Here is a 22835-nt window from a genome sequence, read left to right as displayed (position 1 = left end):
GACCTTACGTGGTCCCGGATCCGCCGCCGACGGCGGCATCGCTCCCGGTGAGTTTTTCTCCCCCGTCTTTCTCCTCCGAATCCTCGGGAAGCCGCAATTCCCCCATATCGTTAACTCTGCTAACAAAGGGACGCAAGGGTGTATAGCGAATCACGGTGAGTGCCGCCGGATCCGACGTAATGCGCTGAAACTGATCGAGATGGAGCCCCAGAGCGTCGGCCACGATCGCCTTGATCACGTCGCCGTGGCTGCAGACGAGGTAGACACCCTTCCCCCCGAGCCGCTCGTTCCACTCGCGCACCGCGGCCACCGCCCGCCGCTGCACCTCGGCCATGGCCTCGCCGCCCGGGAAGACCACCGCGCTCGGATGCGCCTGCACGACCTTCCACAGCGGCTCCTCGGCGAGCTCCTTGAGCTCGCGCCCGGTCCACTCGCCGTAGCCGCACTCGATGAAGCGCTCGTCGGTCCGTACGGCCAGCCCGCGCCCCTCCGCGACCGCGGCGGCGGTCTCCTGGCAGCGCTCCAGCGGGCTGGAGACGATCGCGTCCAGGCGCACCTGGGAGATCCGCCCCGCCAGGGCCGCGGCCTGAGCCCGCCCCGCCTCGCTCAGATGTACGCCCGGAGTGCGCCCTGCCAGCACCGGACCGGTCAAATCGGTCAGCCCGTGACGGGCCAGGAGAAGCGTGGTCACCTGGCAAGTGTCGCAGGCGTCGATCCCCGTGTTGGACGCGGCTGGGCGGTACCCTGGCGGGATCATGGAGCAGCGTTATGTCGGCCGCAGCGGCCTGTCGGTATCCCGGCTCGGACTCGGCACGATGACCTGGGGACGCGACACCGACGCCGACGACGCGGCGGTGCAGCTGCGCACCTTCCTGGAGGCCGGGGGCAACCTCGTCGACACCGCCGACGTCTACACGGGCGGCGACGCCGAACGCCTGCTCGGGCGGATGCTGCGCGACGCGGTGCCGCGCTCGGAACTGGTCATCTCCACCAAGGCCGTGGTCACCCCGACCGGCCGCAGGCCCCGTGACGCCTCACGCCGCCACCTGATCGCCGCCTGCGACGCCTCGCTCAACCGCCTCGGGCTCGACTACGTCGACCTGTGGCAGCTCCACACCTTCGACCCGGAGGTGCCGCTGGAGGAGACGCTCGCCGCGCTGGACGCCATCGTCACCTCCGGCCGCGCCGTCTACGCCGGCGTCTGCGACTACTCCGGCTGGCAGCTCGCCGCCGCCGCGGTCGCCCAGCGCGCGATCCCCGGCCGCATCCCGATCACCTCGGCCCAGGCCGAGTACTCCCTGCTGGCCCGCGAGCCCGAGCGGGAGCTGCTGCCCGCCGCCGAGCACGTGGGCGCCGGCGTGCTGGCCTGGTCGCCGCTGGGCAGGGGCGTGCTGACCGGCAAGTACCGCACCGGCATCCCGTCCGACTCGCGCGCCGCCACCCCGCACTTCTCCGACTTCGTCCGGCCCTACCTCGACGAGCGTTCGCGCAGCGTCGTGGAGTCGGTCATGACCGCCGCCGACGGCCTGGGCGTCTCGCCGCTGGCCGTCGCGCTGTCCTGGGTGCGCGACCAGCCCGGCGTGGCCTCGGCGATCGTCGGCGCGCGCACGACTTCCCAGCTCAACGCCGTCCTGCTGGCCGAGGACGTGATCCTGCCGCGGGAGATCAGGGAGGCGCTCGACGACGTGTCGTCGCTCGACTGAGCAAGGAATGAGAGCGCCACTCGCGTATCACTAGTCGATACCGAATCGCAACTTTCGCCGAGAAACACCTGCCTCTCGGCGGTGATGTCCATAAAGATTTCCTCCGAGGCGAAGTAGGAGGGCGCATGGGGAGCAGGGCCGCAATCACGACGGGTGTACTCGCCGTGGCCTTGGCCGCCATCCCGGGAGCGGCGCCGGCCGTCGCGGCCGTCCAGGACTGCGCCAAGGGCGGCGGGCTGCTCTCCGGCGTGACCAACAGCCTGTGCGACGTCGTGAACGCCGTCACCAGCACCGTGGACGGATTAACGGGCAAGGCCGCCGAGCCGGTGACCAACGGTCTGAACGAGACCACCGACGAGGTCCTCGGCACCGTGGGCAAGGCGGTGCCGACCGGCAAACCCGCCCCGACGCCGACGAGCAGCCGCCCGGCCTCGGCCAAGACCCCCGAACTGCTGGGCGACGTCTGCCTGCCCGTACTGGCCTGCGACGACCAGAGCGTGCTCGACACCCTGACCCCCACACCCACCCAGACCACCCGCGAACCCCGCCCGGCCCCGTCCACCCGCCCCACCCACCGCCGCGACGAGACCCAGGTCCTGCCCACGCAGGCCCCGACCCCGCCGCAGAGCGAGCCCTACCTGATGGACACCGCCGAACCGGTGGAAGAGCACAGAACCGCCGACCCCGAAGAGCCGCGCATCGACCTGCTGTGGCCCAACCCGTACGCCGACGAGCTCACGGTCCCGCTGCAGGACCGCCGCCAGGTGGTCCGCCCGAGCACCCCGGCCTCCGACGCGCTGGGCACCGCACTGACCGCCGTCCTGCTCGCCTCCGCCATCCTCGCCACCCGCGTCGCCCATCAACGCAAACGCCGCGAAGAACACTCCATCCCCTTCGAACCCACCCCTGCCCCCGGTCGACATCGCCTCGCTTGATCCCATCGTCGGCGGGCTCGGGGTCGCACATCTGCGGGTTCGGGTTCGTGCGGGTCCGCGGGTTCGGGCACGCGGGTCGGCGGGCTCGGGTCTGTGCGGGCTTCCGGGTTCGGGGTCGTGCGGTTCTGCCGTTACGGCAAGCCGCCCCACCCGCCCCGCCGCCATGGGTGACCGCCCGTCGAGCGCCGGTCGTGAGGGCCCACGTGGTCCCCGCCGCTACGACGCCCCCTTGGCCGGCCAAGTGCCACCCGATCCCGGAAGGCCCGCTCGTGCGGCGGGGCGAGAGCGATCACGCGATCACGGAGAAAAGGGCCCCCGGGGTGGCGGGGGCCCGGAAGGTCTATGCGCCGATCGCGTGGACGCCGCCGTCCACGTGGAGGATTTCACCGGTCGTGGCGGGGAACCAGTCGGACATCAGGGCGACGCAGGCGCGCGCGGCCGGGGCGGTGTCGGACAGGTCCCAGCCCAGCGGCGCCTTCTCCGGCCAGCTGTCCTCGAACTCCTTGAAGCCCGGGATCGACTTGGCGGCCATCGTGCGCAGCGGGCCGGCGGCGACCAGGTTCACGCGGATGCCCTGCTTGCCGAGGTCGCGGGCGAGGTAGCGGTTGGCGGACTCCAGACCGGCCTTGGCCACGCCCATCCAGTCGTAGACGGGCCAGGCCTTGGAGGCGTCGAAGTCGAGGCCGACGACCGAGCCGCCCTCCTTCATGAGGGGCAGGCAGGCCACGGCCAGCGACTTGTAGGAGAAGGTGGAGATGTGCAGGGCGGTGGCGACGTCCTCCCACGTGGTGTTCAGGAAGTTGCCGCCGAGTGCGGTCTGGGGGGCGAAGCCGATGGAGTGGACGACGCCGTCGAGGCCGTCGACGTGCTCGCCGACCCGGGAGGCCAGGGTGTCGAGGTGCTCGGTGTTCTGGACGTCGAGTTCGAGCACGGGCGCGGGCTGCGGGAGCCGCTTGGCGATGCGCTCGACGAGGCTGAGCCGGCCGAAGCCGGTCAGCACGACCTGGGCGCCCTCCTCCTGAGCGATCTTGGCCACGGAGAAGGCGATGGAGGCGTCGGTCAGCACGCCCGTCACCAGGATGCGCTTGCCTTCGAGAATGCCCATGTCAGTGCCCCATTCCGAGTCCGCCGTCGACGGGGATCACGGCCCCGGTGATGTAGGAGGCGTCGTCGCTCGCCAGGAAGCGGACGACGCGCGCGATCTCCTGGGGCGCGGCCTGGCGGCCCAGGGGGATGTTCTTGACGATGGCCTCGCCGTCGAGCTCGGCGGTCATGTCGGTCTCGACGAAGCCGGGGGCGACGACGTTGACGGTGATGCCGCGCGAGCCGTACTCGCGGGCGAGGGAACGGCCGAAGCCGACGAGCCCGGCCTTGGACGCGGCGTAGTTGGCCTGGCCCGCCTGGCCGGACAGGCCGACGACCGAGGAGATGAGGATGATGCGGCCGCGCTTGAGCTTCATCATCGGGCGGATGGCCCGCTTGGCGACGCGGTAGGCGCCGGTCAGGTTGGCGTCGATGACGTCGGTGAAGGTCTCCTCCTTCATCATGGCCAGGAGGGTGTCCTTGGTGATGCCCGCGTTGGAGACGAGCACCTCCACCGGGCCCTGCTCGGCTTCGACCTTGGCGAAGGCGGCCTCGACGTCCTCGGTGCTGGTCACGTCGCAGCGGACGCCGAACAATCCCTGTGGGGGCTCGCCCGATCGGTAGGTGACGGCGACGGCGTCGCCCGCCGCTTCGAGTTCGCGGGCGATCGCGAGGCCGATGCCCCGGTTGCCGCCGGTGACGAGTACTGAGCGTGCCATGGGACCTGACGCTATCTGCTACCGGCTGGTATGCGCTTGTCCAGGGGGTACAAGATCACGGGGTTAGGATCGTTGACATGCGTCAAATCGACCCCGATTTCCTCGCGCTGCCCCTCGGGCAGCTCGCGGACGCCGCCTTGCAACGTGCCCGTGACCTGGGTGCCGAGCACGCGGACTTCCGCCTCGAACGCATCAGGGGCGAGTCCCTGAGCCTCTACGACACGCGGCTCGAAGGCGCCGTCGACGCCGACGACCTCGGCTTCGCGGTGCGCGTGGTCAAGGGCGGCACGTGGGGCTTCGCCTCCGGCATCGACCTGACCCCCGAGGCCGCGGCCAGGGTGGCCGAGCAGGCGGTGCGGGTGGCCGAGGTGAGCGCGCCCATCAACAGGGAGCCGATCGAGCTGGCCCCGGAACCGGTCTACTCCGGCCTCACCTGGGTCTCGCCGTATGAGGTGGACCCGTTCGAGGTGCCCCAGGCCGACAAGGTCGCGCTGCTGGCCGAGTGGTCGGCGGGGCTGCTCAAGGGCGCCGACCACGTCTCGGCCCGGCTGCTGCAGGTGAAGGAGCAGAAGTTCTACGCCGACAGCTCCGGCACCTCCACCACGCAGCAACGGGTGCGCCTGCACCCGGCGCTCAACGCCATGAAGGCCTCCGAGCAGGGCTTCGACGACATGTCGACGATCGCGCCGCCGGTCGGACGCGGCTACGAGTACCTGACGGGCACCTTCTGGGACTGGGCGGGCGAGCTGGCCCAGCTGCCGGAGCTGCTGGCCGAGAAGCTGGCCGCGCCGTCGGTCGAGGCGGGCGACCACGACCTGGTCATCCACCCGTCGAACCTGTGGCTGACGATCCACGAGTCGATCGGCCACGCCACCGAGCTCGACCGCGCGCTCGGTTACGAGGCCGCGTACGCCGGAACGAGCTTCGCCACCTTCGACCAGCTCGGCGAGCTCGTCTACGGCTCACCGATCATGAACGTCACCGGCGACCGCACGGTCGAGCACGGCCTGGCCACGATCGGCTACGACGACGAGGGCGTGGCGGGCCAGAGCTTCGACATCGTGCGCGACGGCATCCTCGTCGGCTACCAGCTCGACCGGCGCATGGCGCTGATGAAGGGCTTCGGCCGTTCCAACGGCTGCGGTTTCGCCGACTCCCCCGGCCACATGCCGATCCAGCGCATGGCCAACGTCTCGCTGAAGCCCGCTCCGGACGGCCCGGCCACCGACGAGCTGATCTCGCGGGTGGAGCGCGGCCTGTACATCGTCGGCGACAAGAGCTGGTCGATCGACATGCAGCGCTACAACTTCCAGTTCACCGGCCAGCGGGCCTACCGGATCGAGAACGGCGCGCTGGCCGGACAGGTGCGGGATTTCGCCTACCAGGCGACGACGACGGACTTCTGGCGCTCGATGGAGGCCGTCGGCGGCCCCCGGACCTACGTGCTCGGCGGCGCCTTCAACTGCGGCAAGGGCCAGCCAGGACAGGTCGCGCCGGTCAGCCACGGCTGCCCGTCCGCGCTGTTCCGCGGCGTCCGCATCCTCAACACGGTCCAGGAGGGTGGCAAGTGATGACTCCCCAGGAGATGGTTGAGCGGGCGCTGGAGCTCTCCGGCGCCGACGACTGCATGGTGGTCGTGGACGACGGCTCGACGGCCAACCTGCGCTTCGCGGGCAACACCCTGACCACGAACGGCGTGGCCCGCTCCGCCCAGCTGACCGTGATCTCGATCGCGGGCGGGGGCGTGGGCGTGGTCTCGCGCGCGGCCGTACGTCCGGAGCAGCTCGCCGGCGTGGTGGCCGCGGCCGACGCGGCGGCGCGCGAGGCGCAGCCCGCCGAGGACGCCCGCCCGCTGGTGTCGGGCGTGCCGGCGAGCGCGGGCTGGGCCGATCCGGTCGTGCCGACCGAGATCGGGGTGTTCGGCGAGTTCGCGCCCGCGCTGGGCGAGGCGTTCTCGGCCGCGGAGGCGGGCGGCAGGAGGCTGTACGGCTTCGCCGAGCACACCCTGACCTCGACCTTCCTCGGCTCCTCGACGGGCCTGCGGCTGCGCCACGACCAGCCGACCGGCAGGCTGGAGCTCAACGCCAAGTCGGCCGACCTCAAGCGCTCGGCCTGGACGGGCGTGGCCACGCGCGACTTCGCCGACGTGGACGTCGCCGCGCTCGACGCCTCCCTGGCCATGCGGCTGGAGTGGGCGAAGAACCGCATCGACCTGCCCGCGGGCCGCTACGAGACGCTGCTGCCCCCGAGCGCGGTCGCCGACCTCATGATCTACGCCTACTGGTCGGCGGGCGCCAGGGACGCGCTGGACGGCCGGACGGTCTACTCCAAGCGCGGCGGCGGCACCCGCGTGGGCGAACGGCTCGCGCCGCTGCCGCTCACGCTGGCCGGTGACCCGGCGGCGGAGGGCATCGCCTGCGCGCCGTTCGTCGTGACCCGCTCGGCGGGGCGCGAGAGCTCGGTGTTCGACAACGGGCTGCCGCTGGCGGCGACCGAGTGGGTCTCCGGCGGCACGCTCACGGCGCTGCGCCAGACCCGCTACTCGGCGGAGCTGAGCGGCCTGGCCGTCACTCCCGACATCGACAACCTGATCATGCGCGGTGACGGCGGCAGGTCGCTGAACGAGATGATCGCCTCGACCGAGCGGGGCCTGCTGCTGACCTGCCTGTGGTACATCCGCACGGTGGACCCGCAGACGCTCCTGGTCACCGGCCTGACCCGCGACGGCGTCTACCTGGTCGAGAACGGCGAGGTCGTCGGCGAGGTGAACAACTTCCGCTTCAACGAGAGCCCGGTGGACCTGCTGGGCCGCATCAGCGAGGCGGGCGCCGCCGAGCAGACGCTGCCGCGCGAGTGGAACGACTACTTCACGCGGGCGGTCATGCCGCCGGTGCGGGTGCCGGACTTCAACATGTCGACGGTCAGCCAGGCGAGCTGAGCGTTGGCGAGCTGAGAGTGAAGGTGTGCACGCGTCGCCACCGTTTCGCGGTGACGACGCGTGCGCTCCCCTTGGCCAGGTCGTAGACGACCGACCAGCGGGTGTGGCCCTGGGCGACGCTCCTGAGCAGGTCCAGGGCGTCGGCCTTGGTGGTGAGACCCTGGTCGAGCGCGCGGTAGCGGGTGTCGGCCAGGCGGGTGTCCCGATCCGATCCGGCCATCGTGATGTTGGTGAGGATCCGGTCGCGGATGATGTGGAGCCGGCCGTCTCCGTACTCGGCGACGGCCGAGGCGCCGGAGCGGTCGGCGATGAGGTAGTGGACCTGTGGCCCGCCGGTGAAGTCGACGGTGCGCGAGCGCATGATCTCCAGCGCCTCCTCCACGGTCGCGGCGCGGTCGAGCATGAGGCGGATGATCCGCAGGCTGCTGATCGCGGGCCGTTCGGGCGTGGGCTCGGGCAGGTCGGCCGTGGGCACGGAGGCCAGGCCCACCGCCAGGCCCTTCTCGTTGACACCGTCGAAGGGCGTCAGGACCGCGTGGGCGAGGCGGCGCCGGTCGGCGGCCAGGTCGGGCGCGCCGCCGTGGTCGAGGATGTAGGAGACGTCGGACATCGCCAGGGAGGCGTAGGCGCCGGGCGGGTCGGACCTGATCATCATCGCCGGGTTGGGGTCCCAGTCGAAGTTGCGGCCGAACTCCCCGCCGCGCAGGAACAGCGAGCAGGCCCAGCCGGAGTCCTTCCTGGCCAGTTCCGCGTTGGTGAGCGGGGCTTCGGGGTCGTAGGAGCCCCGGTAGGTCATCTCGTACAGCGGCAGGTCGTCCACCTGCCGCAGGCTGGCGGCCGTGCGGGCGATCTCGTCGGCGCTCTGCCGTAACAGCGGCTCGGCCGCCGGGGCGCTGCTCACGGGCCTGTTCCTGCCCACGGCGGTTTCCTCCTGTACGGCGCAGCCCCCTGCGAGAACGGTCCCCAGCGCGCAGACCAGCGCCACGGTTCGGCGATGCATCGCGACCCCCTTCGCTCCGAAGTCTCCGATGCACCGCCGGAAATGTCACCCACCACCGCGAAATCGTGACGATCAGCCGTCTTCCAGGCGGAAGCCGACCTTCATCCCCACCTGGAAGTGTGCGACCTCGCCCTGATCGATGTGCCCCCGGATCTCCGTCACCTCGAACCAGTCCAGGTGGCGCAGGGTCTGCGAGGCCCGCCTGATGCCGTTGCGGATGGCCTCGTCGACACTCTCCCCCGAAGTCCCGACTATCTCGGTCACCCGATACGTTCGATCCGTCATCTTCGCCTCCTCTTACTCGAAAGCCATGATCGCATGACCCTCGCTCCGGCACCGGCGCCCCGTCGCGTCCTTCACCTCCGAGGTCTACCGTGGGAGGCATGAGGGGGTGGCGTACGCGCAAGCAGGTCCACCAGGTGACGGACGCGCAGCCGTCGCTCTCCGACGACGTGCGCAAGCGCGAGATCAGCTACCTCATCAAGATGGGCATTCGCACGCTCTGCCTCATCCTGGCCGTCGTGGTGCCCGTCCCGTGGCCGTACCGGCTGCTCTTCATCGCCGGCGCCGTCTTTTTGCCGTACATAGCCGTAATCGGGGCCAATGAGAGGTCGAAGGACTCCCCGCCTCCTACCTTTCACACACCGGAGGCTAACCAAAGCGAGATACCCCTGCACCGACGCGAGATCGGGTCGTGACTAAGTCTTGACGCATCCCACGGGTTGTAGGTGTACGCTTTAGCCAAGCGCTCCGGTCCCCCGTCGGAGTGCTGGTGCCGGCGTTCCGGGCCCCCGTCGGAACGCCGATGAAGCGAAGCCGGGTGGTTTGCCCCCGTAACCACCCGGCTTCGCCCTTTTCTGAGAAGACCTCATTGCCCCCGCTCAGCGGGTAGGTCTGCTTTCCCGAAATCGTTTACACCTCATCGGTGCGCGAAATTCACAGGAAATCTTCAGGTTTGGTCACGGGTTGACACGAGGAGTTCGTAGCAGTGTCACTCGCCGGTCAGCTTCTCCCCGGTGGCCTCGGTCCAGTCGCCGGCCAGCGCGGTCAACCGGGCCACGGCGTCCTCCGGCGCGGTGCCCGCTCCCTGGGCCAGTCCGAGCAGGTAGGCGGTGAGCGGGGCGGCCGGCCGGGCCACGCCGTGGGCCACCTCCTTGGTGAGATCCAGGATCAGGTCCCGGTCCACCTTGGCCGGGTCGATGCCGAGTTCCCCGCAGACCAGGGCCGTCCACTCGCTGAGCACGTTCATGTGAGCCTCCTCCAGATCGTCCATAGTGTCGCAGTCGAACCAGGGCCGGCCGGGCAACGCCACCCGCACCGGCTCCAGCGGGCCCAGCAGCCCGCGCAGAGACCGCCCGTCATAACCGCCGAGCGCCTCCCTGAGCAGCCCGGCCCGCCAGACCCCGGCCAGCCACTGCTCCCGCCCCCCGTCATCCACCAGAACCGCGCCGGCCGCCGGTCCGCCGGAAGCCACGCCGCGCAGAGCGGCGACGTGGGCGGGGCGCAACAGGGGCATGTCGCCCGCCAGGAGCGCCACCCAGGGCGCCAGAACCTCGTTCAGCCCGGCGCGCAACGCGGGCACCGGCCCGCCACCCCGGGGCTCCTCCAGCACGTAGAGGGCTCGCGGGGCAGACCGCTTCGGCCCCACGACGATCACCCTCCCGGCATCGGGCACGGCGGCCGCCACGATCTCCAGAAGCGAGCGCCCGCCCACGCTCAGGCCGGGCTTGTCCGCACCGCCCAGCCGCCGGGCGGCGCCTCCGGCGAGAATCACCGCGTCATACTCCACCCGGTCACGGTAACCGCCGCGATCACCCCCGCACGCCACGGGTTCGCCCCCCGGGGGGCTTGCCCAGGTGGTCCGCGTGCGCTGTATCGGCGCGCGGCCACGTCAGACTGCCGGCCATCGGCCGGGGCCGCGCGCCCGCGACGGCGGGCGGTGCTGGGGCGGCTCGCCGTAACGGCTGGAAGTCCCCCGCAACGGACAGAAACCGCCAGATGCCCGCCACGACGGAGAGAGACGGAGAGCTCAGCCGCCTATCGCCGACATGGGGCGAGACGGCTGGAGGAAGCTGGGGTCATCGATGCCGTGGCCGGGGCGTTTCGCGGCGACGGCGGAGATCCAGCGGGCGGCGAGGTCGTCGTCGGAGGCGCCGGCGCGCATCGCCGTCTTCAGGTCCGACTCCTCCCGCGCGAACAGGCAGTTGCGCACCTGCCCGTCGGCCGTCAGCCGCACCCGGTCGCACGCGCCGCAGAACGGCCGCGTCACCGACCCGATCACGCCCACCCGCGCGGGCCCGCCGTCGACCAGGAACCGTTCGGCGGGCGCGCTGCCCCGCTCCTCCCGGTCGTCGGGGGTCAGCTCGAAGGACGGCGCCAGCATCGCGAGGATCTCGTCGGCGGTGATCATGTTGTCGCGGGTCCAGCCGTGCTGGGCGTCCAGCGGCATCTGCTCGATGAAGCGCAGTTCGTAGCCGCGCTCCAGGCAGTGGCGCAGCAGCGCGGGCGCCTCGTGGTCGTTGATCCCGCGCATGAGCACGGCGTTGACCTTCACCGGCCGCAGCCCGGCGTCATCCGCGGCGGCCAGGCCGGCCAGGACGTCGTCGAGGCGGTCGCGGTGCGCCAGGCGCTTGAACGTCTCCGGCTCCAGCGTGTCCAGCGAGACGTTCACCCGGTCGAGCCCCGCCTCGGCGAGGGCGGGGGCCAGGCGGGCCAGTCCGATGCCGTTGGTGGTCAGCGAGACCTGCGGGCGCGGGCGCAGCCGGGTGGTGCGGGCGACGATGTCGGGCAGTTCGCGGCGCAGCAGCGGCTCGCCGCCGGTGTAGCGGACCTCGGTGATGCCCAGGCGTTCGACCCCGATGGTGACGAGCCTGACGATCTCGTCGGCGGTCAGCAACTGGGCGTTGGGCAGCCAGTCGAGTCCTTCGGGGGGCATGCAGTACGTGCAGCGCAGGTTGCATTTGTCCGTCAGGGACACCCGAAGGTCGGTAGCCACCCTCCCGTAGGAGTCGTTGAGCGTCGGGGTCATGTGGCACACCCTACGGCACGTGCTTCCGCGCGTCGGCGTTCAGGGTCTTCTCAAACCAATGGTGGGCATAAGGCTCCTCGTTGAAGCGGCTCACCTCGGTGTAGCCGGCCGTCTGGTAGAGCCGTTTGGCCTCGGCGAGGGCGGCGTGCGTCTCCAGCCGGACCGTTCTCGCGCCGTGCCCGGCCGCGCGCGCCTCCAGCTCGGCCAGCAGCCGCCGTCCCAGCCCCAGCCCGCGTACGGCCGGCGACACCCACATCCGCTTGAGGTGGGCGCCGTCGCCATGGAACTTGAGCGCCCCGCAGCCGACCGGGTCGCCATGGAGCGTGGCCACCAGGATCAGCCCGTTGGGCGGCGTGAGCTCCCGCTCCCCCGCCGCGATCCCCCGGGCCGGGTCGAACCCCTCGGGGAAGCGCCTGCCCAGCTCGGCGAAGTACTCGCCCAGGCTGTGGCGGGCGTCGGGGTGGCGTGGGTCGCTCACGGCCACCTCGACCATGGAGGCGACCAGCAGCCGCTCGACCTCGGTCATGGCGGCGACGAGCCGCGCGCGCTGGCCGTGGTCGAGCGGCCGCAGGATCGACTCGGCCCGCTCGTCGGAGCGCCGGTCGAGCTCGGCTCGCTCGGCCCGCCCCCGCTCGGTGAGCCGAGCCCGGCGCACCCGCGCGTCGCCCGCGTCGCTCTCGACGACCACCAGCCCGTCGCCCTCCAGGGCGCGCAGGATCCTGCTCAGGTACCCGGAGTCGAGGTCGAGGCGCGCGCGCAGCAGGCGTACCTCGCTGCCCGCGTCCCCGATCTCCCACAGCACCCTGGCCTGCCCGAGCGGACGCCCTCTGGCGAGGAAGGCGTCCTCCAGGGCGCCCACACGCTGGGTGACGGTGCGGTTGAAGCGCCGCACCCGCTCGACGAGCCTTCCGTCCATTCTCTGACCATAGTCAGACGATCCCGGACCGTCACCCCTTGACGCAGATGAGCTGGCGCAGGTGCGCGACCACCTTCACCAGGTCGGTCTGGGCCGCCATGACCGACTCCAGGTCCTTGTAGGCACCCGGAATCTCGTCCACGATCCCCGCGTCCTTGCGGCACTCCACGCCGAACGTCTGCTCCTGGAGGTCCTTCACGGTGAAGGTCTTCTTCGCCTTCGTCCGGCTCATCTTGCGTCCCGCGCCGTGCGAGGCCGAGTTGAACGCCGCCGCGTTCCCGAGCCCCTTCACGATGTAGGTGCCCGTGGCCATGGAACCGGGGATGATGCCCAGGTCACCGCTCCCCGCCCGGATCGCGCCCTTGCGGGTCACGAGCACGTCCACCCCGTCGTACCTCTCCTCCGCCACGTAGTTGTGGTGGCAGGAGATGGGCTGGTCGTAGGTGATGTCCGGGAGGTGGCGGCTGAGGACGTCGCAGACCAGGCCCATCATGACCGCGCGGTTGCGGCGGGCGTAGTCCTGGGCCCAGAACAGGTCGCGGCGGTAGGCGTCCATCTCCGGCGTGCCGCCGAGGAAGACCGCCAGGTCGCGGTCGACCAGGCCCTGGTTGTGCGACAGGCCGCGGGCCACGCCGATGTGGTGCTCGGCCAGTTCCTTGCCGATGTTGCGCGAGCCGGAGTGCAGCACCACCCAGACCCACTGCTCGTCGTCCGCGCAGATCTCCAGGAAGTGGTTGCCGCCGCCGAGCGTGCCCATCTGCACCTCGGCGCGCTCCCTGCGGGCGTGCACCTGCGGCGCGAGCTCGTCGAAGCCCTTCCAGAACGCGCCCCACCCGGACGTCTTCAGCCCTTGGACCGTGGCCGGATCGACGGGCAGCTTGTGGTGGCCGAAGCCGACCGGGACCGCCCGCTCCAGCTTCCCGCGCAGGTACGCGAGGTTGTCGGGCAGCTGCGAGCTCTTGTAGGACGTCTTGACCGCGGTCATCCCGCAGCCGATGTCCACCCCGACCGCGGCCGGGGAGACGGCGTCCTTCATCGCGACGACCGAGCCCACCGTCGCGCCCTTGCCGTGGTGCACGTCCGGCATGACGGCGACACCGTGGACCCACTCCAGGTTCGCCACGTTGCGCAGCTGCTGCATCGCCTGCGGGTCGACGGACCCGGGCTCCGCCCACATCCTGATCGGCCTGCGGGTGCCGGTCACCTCGTTGTACGTCATCTCGTATCGCCTCCTCCCGGGTACATCCCGAACGTGATCAATGACGCCAGAAGCGCGTCACCCCGGGCAACCCATTTAACGCCCCCGGGACTGGAGACGGCTGGAGAAGTTCACGCTGACCCGGGGGCCGGACGGGGTGGTCTGCTTGGGGACGCTGTGGCGCCAGTCGCGCTGGCAGCGTCCGCCCATCACGACCAGGTCGCCCGCGCCGGGGGTCAGCGCGACGCTCCGGCCGCCGGCGCGCGGCTTCAGGAGGAAGCGCCTGGTCGCGCCCAGGCTCAGGACCGGGACCACGCACAGTTCGCGCCTGCACGTGGCCCAGTCGCCGTGCCAGCCGGTGCTGTCGCGGTGGTCGCGGTAGAAGTTGATCCACAGTCCGTCGTACGGCACGCCGTAATGGGCCGACAGCACGGCGGCGGCCGTTCGGAGGAGGTCGTGGGGCGCGTCGGCGAGGTCGGGATACTCCGCGGTCAGCCGGGGCTCCACCATCATGCGGTCGGCGATGCGCCGCAGCCGCTGCTCCCACGCCGCGCCCGCGATGAGCGCGTGCAGCAGGTGCTCGGCGCCGGTCAGCCAGGCGGGCACGTGCTCCACCCAGGAGGTCTCGTCCAGCCGGAAGCGGCGGGCGGTCGCGAACGTGCGGTCGAGGCTCGGCGCCTGCTGCGCGAAGAGGTCGAGCTGGTCCATGCCTCCTGGTGTACGGCACCCGCGCCCGCCCCTTCCGGTCATATCCGGCCATCCCCGGGGGCTGGATGAGGTCCGAATCCGGCCGGTGGAGGCGCGGGCGGCCCGCGTAGGGTCGGCCGCATGACGAGTTCCAAGGCAGAGACCTTCGCCGCCCTGCACCGTCCCGGAGATCCGCTGCTGCTGCCCAACGCCTGGGACGTGGGCTCGGCGGTGGCGATCGCCGCGGCGGGGGCACGGGCGATCGCGACGACCAGCGCGGGAATGGCCTGGTCGCTCGGGTTCGCCGACGGAGCGGACCTGGGCGCCGACCGGGTGGCCGCGGTGGTCGAGCGGATCGCGGCGGCGGTCGGGCTGCCGGTGTCGGCCGACATCGAGGCCGGGTACGACTCGGTCGAGGCGACCGTGACCGCCGTCGTGCAGGCCGGGGCGGTCGGGGTGAACATCGAGGACCGCGTGGCCGGAGTGATGCTCGACCCCGCCGAGCAGGCCGAACGGCTGGCCGCCGCCCGTGCCGCCGCCGACCGGCTGGGCGTGCGCGTGTGGATCAACGCGCGTACGGACGTCTATCTCGCGGGCAGCGGGCGACTCGACGAGGTGAAGCGGCGCGCCGAGGCGTACGCGGCGGCAGGGGCCGACAGCGTGTTCGTTCCCGGGCTGGTCGATCTGGGGGCGCTCGCCGAGCTGTCGGCCGGGCCGCTGCCGGTCGCGGCGATGGCGTGGGCGGGGGCGCCGGGGGTGGCGGAGTTCGCCTCGGCCGGGGTGGCGCGGGTGAGCCTGGGTTCGGCGATCGCGCAGGCCGCCTACGCGCTGGCCGCGAGGGCGACGGCGGAACTGCTGGAGAAGGGCGGGTACGACGCCACGGGGGACGGCCTGCCGTACGACAAAATGAATGCTCTCTATAAATAGAGAGTGTACTCTTCTTTGGGAGTTGACTCCTAAAGGAGGTTTGCGGTGGGTCTGCATCATGTGGGGCATGTCATCGGTGACATGGAGGGGGCGGCGCGGCGTTACCGGCAGCTCGGGTTCACGGTGGCGCCGCCCGCCTATCCCGTGCTGCCCGGCGTCGAGCGGCCGTTCGGGGTGGCGAACGCGCACATCTACCTCGCCGACGGGTTCGTGGAGCTGGTGGCGGTGCTCGACGGGACGCCCGGCGAGGCGCGGCCGATCCCGTTGCGGGTGCCGGACGACAAGCTGCCGGGGCTGGTGGCGGCCATCCGGGCGGCGTCCGCGGCCATCGCGGGCTTCCTGGAGCGTTTCCAGGGCCTGCACATCGTGATCGCCGGCACCTCCGACCTGGACGCGGTGGCCGCGCGGCTCAGCGCCGACGGCGTCGGGCACGGCGGGGTGCACGCCATCCAGCGCCCGGTCGAGACCGCCGCGGGCACCGCGATGGAGCCCGCCCGCTACCTGGAGATCTCCGGCCCGCTGCCGGAGGGCAGGATCGGGTTCGCCGAGAACGGCCCGGACTCCGCGGCCCTGGCCGTCGAGCACGCCAACGGCGCGACCGCCCTGGTGGAGTGCGTCCTGTGCGTCGCCGACCAGAATGCCGGCCAGAATGCCGGCCAGGACGCCGGACAGGACACCGACGAGGAGGCGGCCGCGGCGCGGCGCCGCTACGACGGCTGGGCGGGCGTCAGGATCGTGCCCGCTTCGGCGCTGCCCGGACTGCTGCCCGGCGAGCGCCCACCGGCCCTGCCGGCGTTCGTCGCCTACGCGGTGTCGGTACGCGACCTCGCCGCCACCGAGCGCTTCCTGCGCGGCAACGACGTCCCCCTCGCCACAACCGGCACCGGCGAGATCTTCGTCCCCGCCGAAGCCGCGCTGGGCGCCGCGATCATCTTCCGCCAGGAGAGCTGAAGCGCCGCCGGGAGGATCGCGGCCGCACCAGGGGCGCTAGCGTCCCTCCACCCGCAGCCCCGGAGGCAGGCCCGTGACCCGCGCCGCGCCCGAGCCGTCGACCGTCACGTCCACGGGCGCTCCGGCCACCCGAAGCCCGCGGACGGCCAGCGCGCCCAGCGGCGCCCCCGGGCGGATCAGCACCCGCCCGCCCGGGACATCCGGATAGAGCCCGACAGCGGCGTGAACGATCGCCAGGGAGGAGGCCGCCGACCAGGCCTGCGGACGGCAGGCCGCCGGATACGGCACCGCCCGCCCCATCAGCGAGCGCTCGTCCCCCGCGTGCAGCTCGGGCAGCCGGTAACCGAAGGTCTCCGCGGCCGACAGCAGCCCCTCGGCCAGATGGGCGGCGAGCGCGCCGTGACCGCCGCGGGCGAGACCGGCGATGACGATCGCGGTGTCGTGCGTCCAGATGGAACCGCAGTGGTAGGACAACGGGCTGAACCCCGCGTCCGCCGCCGACATCGTGCGCAGGCCGAACCCGCCCGACATCGCGGGATCGGCCAGCGTCCGCGCGATCCGCCGCTCTTCGCCGGGTGTCAGGATGCCGGTGCCGAGGAGGTGCCCGATGTTGCTGGTCAGCGCGTCGACCGGGCGCTTGTCGCGGTCGAGGGCGAGCGCGGGATAGCCGCCGTCCACCCAGAACCGCTCCCTGAACCGCTCGGCCAGCCGCCCCGCGTAGTCACGCCACCGATCGGCGCCGGGCCGCCCGAACGCCTCCAGCAGCGCCGCCCCCGCGAGGGCCGCCTCGTGCGCGTACCCCTGGACCTCGGCGAGGGCGATCGGCGGCTCGGCCCGCGTGCCGTCGCGGAAGCGGACGGCGTCGCCGGAGTCCTTCCATCCCTGGTTGGCCAGCCCGCGGCCACCGGCGTCCAGGTACTCCAGGAACCCGTCGCCGTCGGCGTCCCCGTCGGTGGCCAGCCAGCCGAGCGCGGCCTCCATGGCGGGGAGCAGGCCGGCCACCTCCTGCTCCGGCAGGCCCCAGCGCCACGCGTCGTGCAGCAGGGCGATCCAGAGCGGGGTGGCGTCGATGGTGCCGTAGTAGGTGGGCGGCAGCCGCAGCCCGCTGTCGAGGACGAACCCGTGCCCGCGCAGCTCGTGCATGATCTTGCCGGGCGCCTCGCCCGTGGCGGCGTCGGACGTGGCGCCCTGGAGGCGGGCCAGGACGCGCAGCGTGCCCGCCGCGAGGGAGGTGCCCAGGGGCAGCATCATGCGCGCGGCCCAGATGCTGTCCCTGCCGAACAGCGTCAGGAACCACGGCACTCCCGCGCCCAGGAACGTCTCTCCGGGCGCCCCGGTCACGGTGAGCCGCAGTGACTCCAGGTCGTCGAGCGATTGGCGGGCCAGTCGTACCAGCCGGGCGTCGTCGGCCTCGATCTCCGGTCTGCTCCACTCGCGGGGGCCGGCCGGTGCCGCGACGACCGCGCGCGGGTCGGTGACGGTGACGTTCCACCGCAGCGTGCGCCGCTCGCCGGGCGCGAGCGTCACCTCCCACCGCGTGCCCGCCTCACTCCGCTCGCCGCCGTCGGAAGAGGTGACGGTGACGCGGGCGCCTCCGGAGCGCCAGACCAGCTCGCCGCCGGTGGTCTCGGGTTTCAGGGGTACGGCGCCGCCGCCCGACTTCACCACGTCGATGGGGGCGAAGTCGCCGGCCAGGGTGACGGTGACCGTACAGGTGAAGGGGGCCGACGCGGTGGAGGCGATCGTGATCTCCTCGGCCATCGCGCCCGGAGTGACCCGCCGCACACGCTCGACCCGGACGGTGGGGTCGGCGGCGCGGTCGCCCAGCCACCGGGCCAGGGAGACGAAGCGGGCGAGCCCCGCGGCCGGTACGGCGTGGCCGATCGGCTCCGGTTCGCGCCCGTCGATCTCCAGCCTGGCCTGCGAGAGCACGCGGCTGTCGGCGTGGAAGAGCCCTTGCACCCCGGCGGGCCTGATCTGGCCGTCCGCCCCGCTGAGCGCGCTCGTCGGGGCCAGGACGGTGCTGACGAGGTCGTGCAGGAGCGGTTGCAGACGGTGGTCGTGCACGGTGAGGACCCCTTGACACTCCGTTTACTTGAACGATCTAATCCTGTCACACACCTTTTAGATCGATCAAACCCCTAGAAAGGTCGTAAATGCCGGAAAAGGTGACGATCGCCGACGTGGCCCGTCATGCCAACGTCTCCCGCCAGACGGTGTCGAACGTGCTCAACTCCCCCGAAGTGGTCAAGGAGGAGACACGGCAGCGGGTGCTCGCGTCCGTGGAGACTCTCGGCTACCGGGTGAGCGCCGCGGCCCGGCAGATGCGGACCGGACGTTCGCGCCTGCTGGCCGTGCGGATCGAGACCACCCAGGATGGCATGAACGTCTTCGACCGTTTCCTGCACGGCCTCACCGAGTCGGCGGCCAGGTCCGGCTACCGCGTGCTGCTCTACGCCGCCGCCGGCGACCGCGCCGAGATCGCCACGATCGATGAGCTGCTGGGCGAGTTCGAGCCCGACGGGTTCGTGCTGACCAGCACCCACCACGGCGACCCGCGCGCCTCCTGGCTGGCCGAGCGCGACCTGCCGTTCGTCACCTTCGGCCGGCCGTGGGGCGCGCCGGCGGCCGGCCACCCGTGGGTGGACGTGGACGGCGCCGCCGGGACCGAGTCCGCCACCCGCCACCTGCTCGGCGAGGGCCACCGCCGGATCGGCTTCATCGGCTGGGAGGCCGGCTCCGGCGTCGGCGACGACCGCAAGGACGGCTGGTCCAGGACGCTGGCCGCGGAAGGGCTCGACGCCGGGCTCGCGCTGGAGACCGACGGCTCCAGCGCCCAGGGCCGGGCGGCCGCGCGGGAGCTGACCGGGCGCGGCGCGACGGCCCTGGTCTGCGTCAGCGACTCCGTGGCACTCGGCGCCCTTCAGGTCCTGCCGGCCGTGGTCGGGTTCGACGACACCCCCGTCGCCGCCGCCGTCGGCCTCACCAGCCTCGGCCAGCCCCTCGCCGAGGCCGCCGCGCACTGCGTCGACCTGCTCACCGGCCGCCTGTCCGGCCGGCCCGCGGCGGCGCACGTGCTGCTCACCCCCTCCCTGGTCATCCGGAAGGAACCCCCCTCATGAAACGCCTCGCGATCCCCGCGGCGGCAGCCGTACTCCTGTCGGCCACGGCCTGCGGCAGTGGCTTCGACGACCAGCGGGCGGCGCCCGCGCAGCAGAGCAGCGGCCCGGCCGCGCTCCAGATCCTGATGGCCTCCTCCGGCGAGGTCGAGACGAACGCGGTCAAGCAGGCGGCCGAGGCCTGGGCCAAGGCCAGCGGCAACACCGCCGCCGTCACCCCGGCGCAGGACATCCACCAGCAGCTCGGCCAGGCGTTCGCGGGCAGCGACCCGCCGGACGTCTTCTACGTCGACGCCGCGCGCTTCGCCGACTACGCCAGCGTGGGCGCCCTGGAGCCCTACGGGGACAAGATCTCCGACGCCCAGGACTTCTACCCGAGCCTGCGCGAGACGTTCACCTACGACGGCACGTTCTACTGCGCGCCCAAGGACTTCTCCACGCTCGCCCTGATCGTCAACGACGAGCTCTGGAAGAAGAACGGGCTGACCGCCGGCGACATCCCCGCCACCTGGCAGGAGCTCGCCGCCGTCACCGAGAAGATCAAGGGCGTGGCGCCGCTGGCGTTCGGCGAGACCCGTGACCGGCTCGGCGTCTTCATGGTCCAGTCCGGCGGCTGGATCACCAGCGAGGACGGCAAGCGCGCCACCGGCGACAGTCCGGAGAACCTGGCCGCCCTGGAGTACGTCAAGGGCCTGCTGGCCGACAAGCGGGCCCAGTTCGCCAAGACGCTCGACGCCGAGTGGGGCGGCGAGGCGTTCGGCAAGGGCAAGGCCGCGATGACGATCGAGGGCAACTGGATCAAGGGCGCGATGCGGGCGGACTACCCCGGCGTCGCCTACTCCGCGCACGAGCTGCCCGCCGGGCCCAAGGGCAGGGGCACGCTGTCGTTCACCAACTGCTGGGGCATCGCCGCCAAGTCGAAGAACAAGGCGGCGGCGATCTCGTTCGTCGAGGCGATGACCAAGGCCGGGCAGCAGATGGTCTTCGCCAAGGCGTTCGGCGTCATGCCCTCACGGCAGTCGGCCAAGGACACCTACCTCAAGGAGTTCCCCGGCGACGGCGCGTTCGTCAACGGCGCGGAGTACGCGCAGGGGCCGGTGAACGCCCCCAAGATGGACAGCGTCCTGTCGGACTACGACACCTCGCTGCAGCAGCTCGCCACCCAGGATCCCAAGGCGATCCTGGCCAGGCTCCAGAAGAACACCGAGAGCGCGCTCGGCTGACGTCATGCGCAGCCGTACCAGGGAGAACCTCGCGGGGTGGCTGTTCGTGGCGCCGGTGGTGGCGATCCTCGGGCTGTTCATGCTGCTGCCGATCCTCATGGCGCTCTGGGTGAGCCTGACCGGATGGAACGGGCAGGGCACCCCGTTCCGGGCGGGCGTGCCGTTCGTGGGCGGGGAGAACTACGCGCGGCTGTTCACCGAGGACGGCCTGGCCCGCGAGAACTTCATGACCAGCATCCGCAACAACGTCTACTACGTCGCCGTGGTCGTGCCGCTGCAGACGGCGCTGGCGCTGGGCCTCGCGCTGGCGGTGAACAAGCGCAGGACCTTCTTCCGCACCGCGTTCTACTTCCCCTCGGTGACCAGCTCGGTGGCGATCAGCGTGGTGTTCCTGTTCATCTTCAGCAACTCCGGGGCGGTCAACCAGGTCCTGGGGTTCCTCGGGGTGAACGGGCCGCAGTGGTTCACCGATCCGCGCGGGGTGATCCAGCTCCTCGTCGGCGATCCGCCGGCCGCGCTCATGGGCAACGGCGTGCTGGGCCTGACCTGGTGGGAGTGGCTGTCGGGGCCGAGCGTGGCCATGTGCGCGATCATCGTGCTGGTGGTGTGGACGACGTCGGGCACGTTCATGCTCATGTTCCTCGCGGCGCTGCAGAACATCCCGCGGACGCTGGACGAGGCGGCCATGATCGACGGGGCCTCGCGCCGGCAGCGCTTCCTGAGGGTGACGCTGCCGCTGCTGAAGCCGACGATGTTCCTCGTGCTGACGCTCGGGCTGATCGGCACCTGGCAGGTGTTCGACCAGATCTACGTGATGAGCCAGGGCGATCCGGCCAAGACCACGCTGACGCCCGCGTTCCTGTCGTACCGGACGGCCTTCCGCGACTTCGACTACGGTTCGGGCACGGCGATCTCGTTCGTGCTCTTCCTGATCATCGTCCTGCTGACGCTGCTCCAGCGCTGGATCATGAGGGAGCGCAAAGCATGAGGCGGGTCGTCCTGATCGTCTTCTCCATCGCCTTCGTCTACCCGTTCGTCATCCAGATCGCCAACTCCTTCAAGACCGATCCGGACGCCTCCGCCCACCCGCTCTCGCCCATCCCCGACCCGGCCACGCTGTCGGCGTTCGAGCGGGTGTTCTTCGGCACGGACATGCCGATCTGGCTGACGAACTCGCTGCTGGTCACCGTGGTGCTCACGCTGGGGCGGCTGCTGCTGGACTCGATGGCCGGGTACGCGCTGGCCAGGCTGCGGTTCCGGGGGCGGCGCGGGCTGTTCGCGGCGATCATCGCGATCATGGCGGTGCCGGGCGTCGTGCTCTTCATCCCGAAATTTCTGGTCTTGAACCAGTTGGGGATGTACGACTCCTATCTGGCGCTGATCCTGCCGGTCGTCGCCGACGCGGCCGGGGTGTTCGTGATGAAGCAGTTCTTCGAGTCGGTGCCGCGCAGCGTCGAGGAGGCGGCCCGCCTGGACGGCGCGGGGACCTTCCGCGTCTTCTGGTCCGTGGTCCTGCCGATGTCGCGGCCCGCGCTGATCACGCTCACGATCCTGTCGTTCCAGAGTTCGTGGAACGAGTTCCCGCACACGCTGGTCGCCGTGCAGGACCCGGCGCTGTTCACGCTTCCGCGCGGGCTGGCCGACCTGGTCAGCGGCTCGCTCGGTGGCGGCACCCAGTTCCCGCTCAAGCTCGCCGCCGCACTGCTGGCGACGATCCCGGTCGCCGTCATCTTCGTCGTCTTCCAGCGCCACTTCGTCCGCGACCAGAACCGGGGAGCCGACAAGGGCTAGCCGTCGGGGCGGACGCCGCGGGCCAGGGGGGCGCGCCAGCCGTACCTCATGGCGGCGATGCGCAGGACGAAGGCGATCACGGCGGCCGCCAGCGTCGCGGGCCAGCCGTGCAGGTCGTAGACGTACAGGGCGCCCATGACGGCGGAGCCGACCATCGCGGGCACGGCGTAGAGCTGGCGGTCGTACAGGAGGGTCGGGATCTCGCCGGCCAGCAGGTCGCGCAGCATGCCGCCGCCGACCGCCGTGGTCACGCCCAGCAGGACCGCGTGCAGGGGGTTCAGGCCGTATTCGAGGGCCTTTTCGGTGCCGACCGCGCAGAACAGGCCGAGGCCCGCGGCGTCGAGGATCATGATGGCGGGCATGACCCTGGCCACGTGCGGATGCCAGAAGGCGACGATGACCGTGGCGGCGAGCGGCACCAGGACGTAGCCGAGGCTCTGGAAGGCGGCGGGCCGTACGTTGAGGATGAGGTCGCGGACGATGCCGCCGCCCAGCGCGGTCATCGAGGCGAGCACCGCCATCCCGACCACGTCCAGCCGTTTGCGGACGCCCATGAGCGCCCCGGTGAGGGCGAAGACAAAGATTCCGGCCAGGTCGAGAATTTCGGACACGGTGGA

The 22835-nt window shown here is 71.5% G+C and carries 23 protein-coding genes; 11 read left to right on the top strand and 12 right to left on the bottom strand.

The window, feature by feature from the left end:
• Positions 1-4 precede the first annotated feature (4 nt).
• A complete protein-coding gene (locus ACIBHY_RS08260) occupies positions 5-691 on the bottom strand; it encodes an MSMEG_4193 family putative phosphomutase (RefSeq protein WP_397108210.1) in 687 nt (228 codons plus the stop codon).
• 64 nt (positions 692-755) lie between these two features.
• On the opposite strand from ACIBHY_RS08260, the gene ACIBHY_RS08255 reads away from it, so the two are divergent.
• Together ACIBHY_RS08255 and ACIBHY_RS08250 are read left to right on the top strand one after the other, a co-directional pair.
• Entirely contained in the window at positions 756-1703 is a 948-nt protein-coding gene (locus ACIBHY_RS08255; RefSeq protein WP_397250080.1) for an aldo/keto reductase, read from the top strand.
• 125 nt (positions 1704-1828) lie between these two features.
• Positions 1829-2638 (top strand): hypothetical protein, encoded by an 810-nt coding sequence (locus tag ACIBHY_RS08250; RefSeq protein WP_397250082.1) that lies wholly within the window; start codon positions 1829-1831, stop codon positions 2636-2638.
• Positions 2639-2978: 340 nt separating this feature from the next.
• Here ACIBHY_RS08250 and fabI read toward each other — a convergent pair whose 3' ends face one another.
• Both fabI and ACIBHY_RS08240 read right to left on the bottom strand, forming a co-directional pair.
• Positions 2979-3743: an enoyl-ACP reductase FabI gene (fabI, locus tag ACIBHY_RS08245; RefSeq protein WP_379617780.1), complete on the bottom strand. Its 765-nt coding sequence runs from the start codon at positions 3741-3743 to the stop codon at positions 2979-2981.
• A 1-nt stretch (position 3744) separates the two neighbouring features.
• On the bottom strand, positions 3745-4440 hold the full coding sequence (locus ACIBHY_RS08240; RefSeq protein WP_379617778.1) for a beta-ketoacyl-ACP reductase: 696 nt from the start codon (positions 4438-4440) through the stop codon (positions 3745-3747).
• 77 nt (positions 4441-4517) lie between these two features.
• On the opposite strand from ACIBHY_RS08240, the gene ACIBHY_RS08235 reads away from it, so the two are divergent.
• A complete protein-coding gene (locus ACIBHY_RS08235) occupies positions 4518-6011 on the top strand; it encodes a TldD/PmbA family protein (protein WP_397250084.1) in 1494 nt (497 codons plus the stop codon).
• The gene (locus tag ACIBHY_RS08230; protein ID WP_397306302.1) at positions 6011-7378 is read left to right on the top strand and encodes a metallopeptidase TldD-related protein; all 1368 of its coding nucleotides are present in this window, start codon (positions 6011-6013) and stop codon (positions 7376-7378) included. Before ACIBHY_RS08235 ends, ACIBHY_RS08230 begins: the two co-directional genes overlap by 1 nt.
• On the opposite strand, the gene ACIBHY_RS08225 is transcribed toward ACIBHY_RS08230, so the two are convergent.
• Both ACIBHY_RS08225 and ACIBHY_RS08220 read right to left on the bottom strand, forming a co-directional pair.
• Positions 7362-8378: a carcinine hydrolase/isopenicillin-N N-acyltransferase family protein gene (locus ACIBHY_RS08225; protein ID WP_397306301.1), complete on the bottom strand. Its 1017-nt coding sequence runs from the start codon at positions 8376-8378 to the stop codon at positions 7362-7364. The two genes, ACIBHY_RS08230 and ACIBHY_RS08225, sit on opposite strands and share 17 nt — an antisense overlap.
• Before the next feature lie 72 nt (positions 8379-8450).
• The gene (locus ACIBHY_RS08220) at positions 8451-8663 is read right to left on the bottom strand and encodes a dodecin (protein WP_397108224.1); all 213 of its coding nucleotides are present in this window, start codon (positions 8661-8663) and stop codon (positions 8451-8453) included.
• 98 nt (positions 8664-8761) lie between these two features.
• Between ACIBHY_RS08220 and ACIBHY_RS08215 the strand changes: the two genes are divergently transcribed.
• Positions 8762-9076, top strand: coding sequence for a DUF3099 domain-containing protein (locus ACIBHY_RS08215; protein WP_379617768.1), 315 nt, complete (start codon positions 8762-8764; stop codon positions 9074-9076).
• 293 nt (positions 9077-9369) lie between these two features.
• Here ACIBHY_RS08215 and ACIBHY_RS08210 read toward each other — a convergent pair whose 3' ends face one another.
• From ACIBHY_RS08210 to ACIBHY_RS08190, 5 genes are all read right to left on the bottom strand, one after another.
• Complete coding sequence (locus ACIBHY_RS08210) at positions 9370-10167, bottom strand: NTP transferase domain-containing protein (protein ID WP_397306300.1); 798 nt, start codon at positions 10165-10167, stop codon at positions 9370-9372.
• Between the two features lie 240 nt (positions 10168-10407).
• The gene (gene moaA / locus ACIBHY_RS08205) at positions 10408-11406 is read right to left on the bottom strand and encodes a GTP 3',8-cyclase MoaA (RefSeq protein WP_397250092.1); all 999 of its coding nucleotides are present in this window, start codon (positions 11404-11406) and stop codon (positions 10408-10410) included.
• Between the two features lie 10 nt (positions 11407-11416).
• Positions 11417-12322: a GNAT family N-acetyltransferase gene (locus ACIBHY_RS08200; protein WP_397306299.1), complete on the bottom strand. Its 906-nt coding sequence runs from the start codon at positions 12320-12322 to the stop codon at positions 11417-11419.
• Between the two features lie 31 nt (positions 12323-12353).
• Positions 12354-13541 (bottom strand): RtcB family protein, encoded by a 1188-nt coding sequence (locus ACIBHY_RS08195; protein ID WP_397306298.1) that lies wholly within the window; start codon positions 13539-13541, stop codon positions 12354-12356.
• A 75-nt stretch (positions 13542-13616) separates the two neighbouring features.
• Positions 13617-14228, bottom strand: coding sequence for an alpha-ketoglutarate-dependent dioxygenase AlkB (locus ACIBHY_RS08190; protein WP_397250098.1), 612 nt, complete (start codon positions 14226-14228; stop codon positions 13617-13619).
• Positions 14229-14348: 120 nt separating this feature from the next.
• Here ACIBHY_RS08190 and ACIBHY_RS08185 point away from each other — a divergent pair, with 120 nt between their 5' ends.
• On the top strand, positions 14349-15134 hold the full coding sequence (locus ACIBHY_RS08185; protein WP_397250100.1) for an isocitrate lyase/phosphoenolpyruvate mutase family protein: 786 nt from the start codon (positions 14349-14351) through the stop codon (positions 15132-15134).
• Between the two features lie 45 nt (positions 15135-15179).
• Positions 15180-16085, top strand: coding sequence for a VOC family protein (locus ACIBHY_RS08180; protein ID WP_397306297.1), 906 nt, complete (start codon positions 15180-15182; stop codon positions 16083-16085).
• 36 nt (positions 16086-16121) lie between these two features.
• On the opposite strand, the gene ACIBHY_RS08175 is transcribed toward ACIBHY_RS08180, so the two are convergent.
• Positions 16122-18152, bottom strand: a complete 2031-nt coding sequence (locus tag ACIBHY_RS08175) for a glycogen debranching N-terminal domain-containing protein (protein ID WP_397306296.1) — start codon at positions 18150-18152, stop codon at positions 16122-16124.
• An 89-nt stretch (positions 18153-18241) separates the two neighbouring features.
• Between ACIBHY_RS08175 and ACIBHY_RS08170 the strand changes: the two genes are divergently transcribed.
• From ACIBHY_RS08170 to ACIBHY_RS08155, 4 genes are read left to right on the top strand one after another with little or no spacing between them, the layout of a single operon-like run.
• Complete coding sequence (locus ACIBHY_RS08170; RefSeq protein ID WP_397306295.1) at positions 18242-19207, top strand: LacI family DNA-binding transcriptional regulator; 966 nt, start codon at positions 18242-18244, stop codon at positions 19205-19207.
• Entirely contained in the window at positions 19204-20427 is a 1224-nt protein-coding gene (locus tag ACIBHY_RS08165) for an extracellular solute-binding protein (RefSeq protein WP_397306294.1), read from the top strand. The genes ACIBHY_RS08170 and ACIBHY_RS08165 overlap by 4 nt, the downstream gene beginning before the upstream one ends.
• A gap of 4 nt (positions 20428-20431) precedes the next feature.
• Positions 20432-21415: a carbohydrate ABC transporter permease gene (locus ACIBHY_RS08160; protein WP_397306293.1), complete on the top strand. Its 984-nt coding sequence runs from the start codon at positions 20432-20434 to the stop codon at positions 21413-21415.
• Positions 21412-22218 (top strand): carbohydrate ABC transporter permease, encoded by an 807-nt coding sequence (locus ACIBHY_RS08155; protein ID WP_397250112.1) that lies wholly within the window; start codon positions 21412-21414, stop codon positions 22216-22218. Before ACIBHY_RS08160 ends, ACIBHY_RS08155 begins: the two co-directional genes overlap by 4 nt.
• Here ACIBHY_RS08155 and ACIBHY_RS08150 read toward each other — a convergent pair.
• Positions 22215-22829: a trimeric intracellular cation channel family protein gene (locus ACIBHY_RS08150; RefSeq protein WP_379639182.1), complete on the bottom strand. Its 615-nt coding sequence runs from the start codon at positions 22827-22829 to the stop codon at positions 22215-22217. The two genes, ACIBHY_RS08155 and ACIBHY_RS08150, sit on opposite strands and share 4 nt — an antisense overlap.
• Between the last annotated feature and the right edge of the window lie 6 nt (positions 22830-22835).

The organism is Nonomuraea sp. NPDC050547 (genome assembly GCF_044457345.1).
Taxonomy (GTDB): domain Bacteria; phylum Actinomycetota; class Actinomycetes; order Streptosporangiales; family Streptosporangiaceae; genus Nonomuraea.
The sequence above is the reverse complement of the archived record's forward strand: the minus strand, read 5'-3'. Positions and strand labels throughout refer to the sequence as shown.

What these genes read in the sequence shown, in the direction of transcription:
- ACIBHY_RS08250 (WP_397250082.1), top strand. Translation starts at nt 1,829, where the DNA reads ATGGGGAGCAGGGCCGCAATCACGACGGGTGTACTCGCCGTGGCCTTG.
- ACIBHY_RS08225 (WP_397306301.1), bottom strand. Translation starts at nt 8,378, where the DNA reads ATGCATCGCCGAACCGTGGCGCTGGTCTGCGCGCTGGGGACCGTTCTC.
- ACIBHY_RS08170 (WP_397306295.1), top strand. Translation starts at nt 18,242, where the DNA reads ATGCCGGAAAAGGTGACGATCGCCGACGTGGCCCGTCATGCCAACGTC.
- fabI (WP_379617780.1), bottom strand. Translation starts at nt 3,743, where the DNA reads ATGGGCATTCTCGAAGGCAAGCGCATCCTGGTGACGGGCGTGCTGACC.
- ACIBHY_RS08240 (WP_379617778.1), bottom strand. Translation starts at nt 4,440, where the DNA reads ATGGCACGCTCAGTACTCGTCACCGGCGGCAACCGGGGCATCGGCCTC.
- ACIBHY_RS08255 (WP_397250080.1), top strand. Translation starts at nt 756, where the DNA reads ATGGAGCAGCGTTATGTCGGCCGCAGCGGCCTGTCGGTATCCCGGCTC.
- moaA (WP_397250092.1), bottom strand. Translation starts at nt 11,406, where the DNA reads ATGACCCCGACGCTCAACGACTCCTACGGGAGGGTGGCTACCGACCTT.
- ACIBHY_RS08195 (WP_397306298.1), bottom strand. Translation starts at nt 13,541, where the DNA reads ATGACGTACAACGAGGTGACCGGCACCCGCAGGCCGATCAGGATGTGG.
- ACIBHY_RS08185 (WP_397250100.1), top strand. Translation starts at nt 14,349, where the DNA reads ATGACGAGTTCCAAGGCAGAGACCTTCGCCGCCCTGCACCGTCCCGGA.
- ACIBHY_RS08160 (WP_397306293.1), top strand. Translation starts at nt 20,432, where the DNA reads ATGCGCAGCCGTACCAGGGAGAACCTCGCGGGGTGGCTGTTCGTGGCG.
- ACIBHY_RS08200 (WP_397306299.1), bottom strand. Translation starts at nt 12,322, where the DNA reads ATGGACGGAAGGCTCGTCGAGCGGGTGCGGCGCTTCAACCGCACCGTC.
- ACIBHY_RS08220 (WP_397108224.1), bottom strand. Translation starts at nt 8,663, where the DNA reads ATGACGGATCGAACGTATCGGGTGACCGAGATAGTCGGGACTTCGGGG.
- ACIBHY_RS08165 (WP_397306294.1), top strand. Translation starts at nt 19,204, where the DNA reads ATGAAACGCCTCGCGATCCCCGCGGCGGCAGCCGTACTCCTGTCGGCC.
- ACIBHY_RS08155 (WP_397250112.1), top strand. Translation starts at nt 21,412, where the DNA reads ATGAGGCGGGTCGTCCTGATCGTCTTCTCCATCGCCTTCGTCTACCCG.
- ACIBHY_RS08190 (WP_397250098.1), bottom strand. Translation starts at nt 14,228, where the DNA reads ATGGACCAGCTCGACCTCTTCGCGCAGCAGGCGCCGAGCCTCGACCGC.
- ACIBHY_RS08235 (WP_397250084.1), top strand. Translation starts at nt 4,518, where the DNA reads ATGCGTCAAATCGACCCCGATTTCCTCGCGCTGCCCCTCGGGCAGCTC.
- ACIBHY_RS08230 (WP_397306302.1), top strand. Translation starts at nt 6,011, where the DNA reads ATGACTCCCCAGGAGATGGTTGAGCGGGCGCTGGAGCTCTCCGGCGCC.
- ACIBHY_RS08215 (WP_379617768.1), top strand. Translation starts at nt 8,762, where the DNA reads ATGAGGGGGTGGCGTACGCGCAAGCAGGTCCACCAGGTGACGGACGCG.